The 7,228-nt window shown below is 71.9% G+C and carries 5 protein-coding genes; 3 read left to right on the forward strand and 2 right to left on the reverse strand.

Features of this window, described 5'->3' with window-relative positions; translation table 11 throughout:
- The coding region (locus GTW43_RS16215) for a carboxylesterase family protein (protein ID WP_161302741.1) at window positions 1-1,397 on the forward strand (1,397 nt) is incomplete at its 5' end.
- Between the two features lie 126 nt (window positions 1,398-1,523).
- Entirely contained in the window at window positions 1,524-2,030 is a 507-nt protein-coding gene (locus GTW43_RS16220; protein ID WP_161302742.1) for a hypothetical protein, read from the forward strand.
- A 17-nt stretch (window positions 2,031-2,047) separates the two neighbouring features.
- Here GTW43_RS16220 and GTW43_RS16225 read toward each other — a convergent pair whose 3' ends face one another.
- Window positions 2,048-2,758: an FCD domain-containing protein gene (locus tag GTW43_RS16225; RefSeq protein WP_161302743.1), complete on the reverse strand. Its 711-nt coding sequence runs from the start codon at window positions 2,756-2,758 to the stop codon at window positions 2,048-2,050.
- Between the two features lie 172 nt (window positions 2,759-2,930).
- On the opposite strand from GTW43_RS16225, the gene GTW43_RS16230 reads away from it, so the two are divergent.
- Window positions 2,931-4,226: an SLC13 family permease gene (locus GTW43_RS16230; RefSeq protein WP_161302744.1), complete on the forward strand. Its 1,296-nt coding sequence runs from the start codon at window positions 2,931-2,933 to the stop codon at window positions 4,224-4,226.
- Between the two features lie 121 nt (window positions 4,227-4,347).
- Here the strand turns inward: GTW43_RS16230 and GTW43_RS16235 are convergent, their stop codons facing one another.
- Window positions 4,348-7,020, reverse strand: a complete 2,673-nt coding sequence (locus tag GTW43_RS16235; protein ID WP_202501505.1) for a family 78 glycoside hydrolase catalytic domain — start codon at window positions 7,018-7,020, stop codon at window positions 4,348-4,350.
- Window positions 7,021-7,228 lie beyond the last annotated feature (208 nt).

Genomic DNA, 7,228 nt, shown 5'->3' on the forward strand with positions numbered 1-7,228 from the left:
GGCAGGGGGTGCGCGACGCCACCGCCTACGGTGACGGATGCGTGCAGCAGGGCCGACTCTTCAGCCCCGCACCCAGCGGCCCGCACTACGGCCTCGATGTCCGCGACGGCCTGAACCGTTCCGTGGGCTCCGAGGACTGCCTCACGCTGAACGTCTTCCGCCCCTCGGGCACACGACAGCACCTGCCGGTCATCGTCTTCGTCCACGGCGGCAGCAACGTCGTCGGGTACTCAGCGGACCCGATGTACGACGGACGCGAGCTGGCCCGCCGGGCCGACGCCGTCGTCGTCACCGTCAACTACCGGCTCGGTGTGTTCGGTTGGCTCGACCTTCCCGAGCTGCGGACCGGTGACCCGCAGGGGGACTCCGGCAACTTCGGGACGCTGGACCAGATCGAGGCGCTGCGCTTCGTCCATCGCAACGCCCCGGCCTTCGGCGGCGACGCGTCCAACGTGACCGTCATGGGCCAGTCCGCCGGAGCCGTCGACGTCTGGGCCCTCATGACCTCCCCCCTGTCCAAGGGCCTCATGCACAAGGCCGTCCCCCTCAGCGGCGGCCTTCTCTTCTCCACCCCGCAGACGGCACGCACCTACGCCGACGGCCTCCTGGCCGACGTCACCCCACCGGGCACGAGCCGCGCGGCGGCCGTCCGCCGACTGCGCGGGATGTCCGCCGCGGACATCGTCCGGGCCCAGGTGCGGCGCGGCGCCGCCGTCGGCGACCCGCCCGCGGTGATCGCGGACGGCACGGTCCTGCCCACCGACGTCCACGCCGCCATCGCGGCCGGGCGCTTCCGCGACGTACCCGTCCTCGCCGGCAACACGTCGGAGGAAGGCAAACTCTTCGGATCGCTGATAGGCGCCTACCGCCCGAGCGACTACCAGCGCTTCACCGACCAGTACTTCTTCGACCCCGACGAGCCGTCCCCGTACACGGTCACGGACTTCCTCACCGACCGCTACCTCCCGGCCGACGGCCCCGGCGGCTGGAACGAGGCGTCCGGCCGGCTCGGCGACAGCATCTTCGCGGGGATCGCCCAGGACTCCATGAACGCGCTCCGGAAGGCGGGCGGCAGACACCTCTATTACTACGCCTTCGACTGGAACCAGGAACCCGCACCCTTCGACACGGTCTACGGCGCGGCCCACGCCATGGACCTGCCGTTCCTGTTCCACACCTTCGACGAAGGCCTGTTCAGGTTCGCGTTCAGCCGTCGCAACGAACCCGGACGACTGCGGCTCGCCGGCCTCATGACGCGCAGCCTGCGCACGTTCGTCCGCACCGGAAGTCCTCAGCACGGCGGCCTCGGCACGCGCTGGGACCCGTGGCCGGCCGGCGTCGTCTTCGACGCGGGGGACCGGACGGCGACGGTGCGGCCCGTGCCGCGGGCCGGGTAGCGGGCGCGGCCGGTGGCCTGTCCGGGTGAGTGGCGGTGTGGGCTCCCCGGTCCGCCGTCCCGTCTCCGGCAGGCTGCCCGAGGGGGTCCGCCCGGGCTCGCCGAGATTCGGAGACGGGAGAGTCGAATGATGCGTCACCCTCAGTGGATCGCCGCGCTGTTCACCGCGACGGCACTGGTCGGCGGGGTGGGGACGGCCGCCACGGCGGACGCGCCGGCGACGGGGCCGCAGCGGCCGTCCGCATGCCGCCCGGCCAATCACCTCGCGAAGATCACCGCCGACCGGCCCAGCAGCGGACACCGCCACTACCGGGTGACGCTCGAGGCGCCGCGCGGGTACGCGCCCTGCCGCCTGGCGGGCTCGCCGACCGACGTGCGCTTCTACCGGGCCGGTTCGCCCGAGAGGATCACCACCAGGCCGTACGGACCCCAGCACGAGACCGTGGTGTTCGGCCCCGGCCGCCCGGTGCACTTCGACATCCAGGTGCCCTTCTCCCGCCGGAGCGCACGCGCCGACGAGGCGAGGTTCACGCTGAAGGCGCCGGGCGGCGTGATCCCCGGCGAGTCCTCGGCCTCCGGTCGCGTCGAGGTCGTCCGGGGCACACAGATCGGCCCGGTGCGGCCCGGCAGGTAGGACGGAGGGGCCCGGAGTCAGCCGCCGTCCGGCTCCGGGTCCCAGGCCAGCAGGCGCACCTTCGCCACGGTGCGCACATGACGGCGCATCGCCGCGGCGGCTCGGCCCGGCTGCTGCCGCTCGATGGCCGTGGCGACGGCACGGTGCTGGGCGAGGGAGCGGCCGGGTCGTCCGGGCTGGCGCAGTGACTCGTGGCGGCTCTCCGTGATCTGCTCGGCGATCGTCCGCATGAAGTCCGCGAGCAGCGCACTGTGCGCGGCGGCGGTCACCGCGGCGTGGAACAGCCGGTCCCCGTCCGTGCCGTGGCCGCCCCCGTCGATCTCGGCCGCCATGTGGTCCAGCGCCGCCCGGATCGCGGCGAGATCCTCGTCCGTGCGCCGTTCCGCGGCGAGTTCGGCGAGCTTGGTCTCGAGCGCCTCGCGCGCCTCCAGCACATCGGGCAGCCTGCGCCGGCGCTCCACGAGCCGCTCGACGGGCTCGGCGTCCAGGCTGTCGCCGACCAGATACGTGCCGCCGCCGTGCCGCACCTCGACCAGGCCCTGCACCTCGAGCACGACGATCGCCTGCTTCACCGAGGCGCGTGACACCCCGAGCCGCTGGGCGAGTTCACGCTCGGGCGGCAGCCGGTCACCGGCCTTGAGACCGCTCTCGGGCGCGTAGGCGCGCAGCCGGTCGAGCACCTGCTCGTACAGTCTCGTGCGGGCCATGGGCCGCAGTGCGTCGGACATGTCATGACCTCCTGCGCGAAGCATCGGCAGCCTAGCAGCGGGACCGGCTCGGTGGCTGAGCCAATTCACGCCGTACCCCTTGACGGAAGGGACCGCTCCCTCGAATCTGAGTGGCCGACAGGGCAAGTGGCTGGGCCACTTGACCGCCCAGTCCGGCCCGACGGGAGCGTCGATGTCCGCGGAACTGATCTCGATCCTTGTCCTCGCGGTGGTCTTCGTGATCGCCACCACCCGCTCGATCAACATGGGTGCGCTCGCCTTCGCCGCCGCGTTCGGCGTCGGTGAGCTGGTCGCCGACCTGGACGCGGACGGCATCTTCGCCGGGTTCCCGGGTGATCTGTTCGTCGTGCTGGTCGGCGTGACGTACCTGTTCGCGATCGCCCGGGCGAACGGCACCACCGACTGGCTCGTGCACGCCTCCATCCGCCTGGTGGGCGGACGGATCGCGCTGATCCCCTGGGTGATGTTCGTGATCACGGGCGCGCTCACCGCGATCGGTGCGGTCAGCCCGGCGGCCGTCGCGATCGTCGCCCCGATCGCCCTCAGCTTCGCCGCCCGCTACGGCATCAGCCCGCTCCTCATGGGGGCCATGGTCGTGCACGGCGCCCAGGGCGGTGGCTTCTCGCCGATCAGCATCTACGGCTCGATCGTCAACGGCATCGTGGAGCGCGAGAAGCTCCCCGGCAACGAAGTCGCCCTGTTCTTCGTCTCGTTGATCGCCAACCTGGTCATCGCCGCGGTCGTCTTCGTCGTCTGCGGAGGCCTCAAGCTCTCACGGCGCCGGACAGCCGTGGACGACGATCCGGGGACCGGGCCGGGCGCCGGGACCGCAGCCTCCACCGTCACCACCACCGCCACGGCTGCCGAGAGCCGCCTCAACGCGCCCCGCATCGCGACCCTCGTCGCCCTGGCCGCACTCGTCGTCGCCGTCCTCGCCTTCGACCTCGACGCGGGCCTCACCGCGATCACGCTCGCCGTGATCCTGAGCGCGGTCTGGCCGGACACCAGCCGCAAGGCGGTCGGGGAGATCGCCTGGCCGACCGTGCTGCTGATCTGCGGCGTCCTCACCTACGTCGGCGTCCTGGAGGAGATGGGCACCATCACCTGGGCCGGCGACGGAGTCAGCGACATCGGCGCGCCGCTCCTCGCCGCCGTACTCCTCTGCTACATCGGCGCGATCATCTCCGCGTTCGCGTCCTCGGTCGGCATCATGGGCGCCCTGATCCCGCTCGCCGTGCCCTTCCTGGCGCAGGGCGAGATCGGCGCGGTCGGCATGGTGGCGGCGCTCGCGGTCTCCGCGACCGTCGTCGACGTCAGCCCCTTCTCGACCAACGGCGCCCTGGTCCTCGCCGCGGCCCCGGACGTGGACCGGGAGCGCTTCTTCCGGCAGTTGATGGCGTACGGCGGCATCATGGTCGCCGTGGTGCCGGCGGTGCTGTGGCTGGTCCTGGTCGTGCCGGGGATCTGACGCGAGGTGCCCGGCGGGCTCGCCGGCACCCCGGCGAGCCGGCACACCCTCGGCCCGTCGCAACGGCGCTCGGTGGACCGGCGAGCAGTGCGCCGGTCCACCGAGCCCGTGTGCCTGCGCGTCAGCGCGCGGTGAACGTCCACGTGCCGGAACCCACGCGGTACGTGGCGCCGTGGCCGCCTCCGCCCCGTCGCTCCGCACCCTCGGGCGCACGGACCCGCGCGTCCTGTGTGAGGAGCGGAACCGTCACCAGGGCACGGCTGTTGGCGGGGACCGTGACCGTCAGGGTGAGGGCGTCGCCCGAGCGGCGCCAGGTGCTCCCGACCCGGCCGCGCACGGTGTCCTGGGTCGCAGACACGTGATCGAGCCCCGCGGGCACGCTGGGCGTGATGGCGATGTCGCGGTACGTGGGTGAGGCGGGACGTATCCCGCCCAGCACTGTGTACAGCGACGTGTTGATGCCCGCGAACATGGCGTGGTCGTGTGTCTCCATCGACGAGCTGTACAGCCACTGCTCCCAGCTCGTCGTGGCGCCGTGGGCGATCTCGAATCCGAAGCCCGGGTAGCTGCGCTGTTCCAGCATCGTCATCGCGAGATCGACGTGCCCGATCCTGGCCAGCGCGTCGACGAGGTAGCGGGTGCCGAAGATCCCCGTGTCGAGGTGGCTGTCGTCGTGGTCGGTGATGGTGCGCACGAGCTGGTCGCCGACCGCCTTCACCCGGTCGTCGGGGACCAGGCCGAGGGCGAGCGGCAGGATGCTCGTGACCTGGCGGCCGCTGCCGTACGTGTCACCCGCGGCGTTGAGGAAACGGGCGTTGAAGGCGTCCTTGATGCGCGCGGACAGCGCGTCGAAGTGGCGGGCGTCCCCGGTGTGGCCGAGTGCGCGGGCCGCCGCGGCGGTGGAGCGGGCCTGGTCGTAGGAGAGCGCGGTGTTGACCAGGGACACCTCGCTGAAGCACTGGCCCGCGTCCGGTCCGCCCATGCCGTCGTTGGCCTCCGGCCGGTGGTCGGGCGGGCACCAGTCGCCGAACCCCTTGTCGTCCGGCCAGACGAGGGACGGCTCGTCGGTGGCGTTGCGGTCGACGAAGCGCTTCATGTCCGGGTAGGCGCTGCGCAGGGCGTCGCGGTCGCCGTACTGTTCGTACAGGGTCCAGGCCAGCGTGACCTGGCCGCCCGCCATGTCGGGGTACTGGGACTTGACGTCGTCGGAGGGCAGGGCCGTGCCGGGAGGCAGGTCCTTGAGATACTTGGCGTAGAAGGCGTCCATGCCGAACTCGCGGGTGGAGGCGTCCCGGTAGGCCTGGACGTCCATCGCGGGCGGGGTGCGCTCGTCGCGCACAGGTGTGTCGGTGGGGGTCGACATGGAGTTGTTCAGGATGCTCCAGCGGTTGTTGCGCCAGATCGTGTTCAGCAGGGTGCTGGAGGAGTCGAAGGAGCCGGTGGACGGCACGTCCGCGTGGACGACCCTCGCCTGCACGTCCTGGGTGCTCGGCGTGCCGGGGTATCCCGTGACCTCCAGGTAGCGGAACCCGTGGTACGTGAAACGCGGTTCGTAGGTCTCGCGCCCGCCCGTGCCCGCGAGGGTGAAGCGGTCGGTCGACGCCGCGTCCCGGTTCGTCGCGGTGTCCAGCATGCCGTCGCCGTCGAGCTCCTCCGCCGTGCGCATCGTGATGCGGGTGCCCGCCGGGCCCCGAGCGCCGATCCTGGCCCAGCCGGCGATGTTCTGCCCGAAGTCGTAGACGTACGTGCCGGGTCGCGGCTGGGTGACCTCGACGGGGGAGAGGGTGTCGGTGACGCGGACGGGCGGCATGGTGTTCGGGTGCAGGGCGCCGCCGGGGGCGTCGACCCGTACCGCGTCCTTCCAGGCGCCGTCGTCGAAGCGCGGGGTGTCCCAGCCGTGGTGTTCCTCGCGGGCGTCGTAGGTCTCTCCCGCGTACAGGTCGTCCGCGGTGACCGGCCCGTTCGACCACGTCCACGACGGGTCGGTGGTCAGACGCGCGTGCGTGCCGTCGGAGTAGGTGACGTCGAGGAGCATGACGGCCTGCCGCTGTCCCTGCCAGCGGAAACCGTACGGGCTGTAGGTCGTGCCGTACCCGTGTCCGAGCCAGAGGCCCACGGTGTTGGCGCCCCGGTGCAGTGACTTGGTGACGTCGTACGTGTCGTACAGCACCCTGCGGTCGTACGGTGAGGCGCCCTGGGCGAGGACGTGGTCGCCCACCTTGGCCCCGTTCAGGTGCAGTTCGTCGAGACCGAGCCCGGCGACGTAGGCGCGCGCCCGGGTCACCCTCTTGTCGAGCGTGAAGTCCTTGCGCAGCAGGGGCGCCCCCGCCTCAGGGTCGGAGGCGCCGATCCACTCGGCTCCGTGCCAGTCGGCCGTCGTGTCCAGGGCCGCTTCCCAGGAGGTGGGTGCGCTCCACGCCGAGGGCTTCCCGTGCGCGTCCCAGACGCGGACCTGCCAGTAGGAGCGGCTGCCCGCGCTGCGTGCGGGGCCGTCGTAGGTCACGCCGACGGAGTCGTCCGACATCCGCCGCCCGCTGTCCCAGATGTCGGCGCTGCCCCGGCGCAGCGCGGTGGCCGAGGACGCGACACGGACCTGGTAGGCGCTCTGTTCCGCGTCGCGCCCGCTCGACTCCAGCGTCCAGCTGAGCCGGGGGTGGCGGGACTCGACCGCGAGGGGGTGCACCCTGCCGTCCGTGGTCGTGCCGGTGACGTGCAGCGCCGGGTGCCCGGCGCCGGCCGCGCGGGCGGCGAGCGGGGTGGCGAGCAGAACGCTCAGGGACAACGCGGCCGCCAAGGCGGCCTGTCTACTGCGTCGGAGCATGGGTGAGCCTTTCGTGAGGTGCATCGCCCGAAGCGGACCCATCGAGACTGTATCGATTCAACGACGGCCGTTATAGCAGCCGCGACGCAGGCGGGAAACCGTCTGGACACGCCAGGTTGGAATGGATGATGCCGAACGCCGAGGCGTCGTCCCTCACTTGAATCTATTCAGCCCGAGTCTA

This window comes from Streptomyces sp. SID5785, assembly GCF_009870065.1.
Taxonomy (GTDB): domain Bacteria; phylum Actinomycetota; class Actinomycetes; order Streptomycetales; family Streptomycetaceae; genus Streptomyces.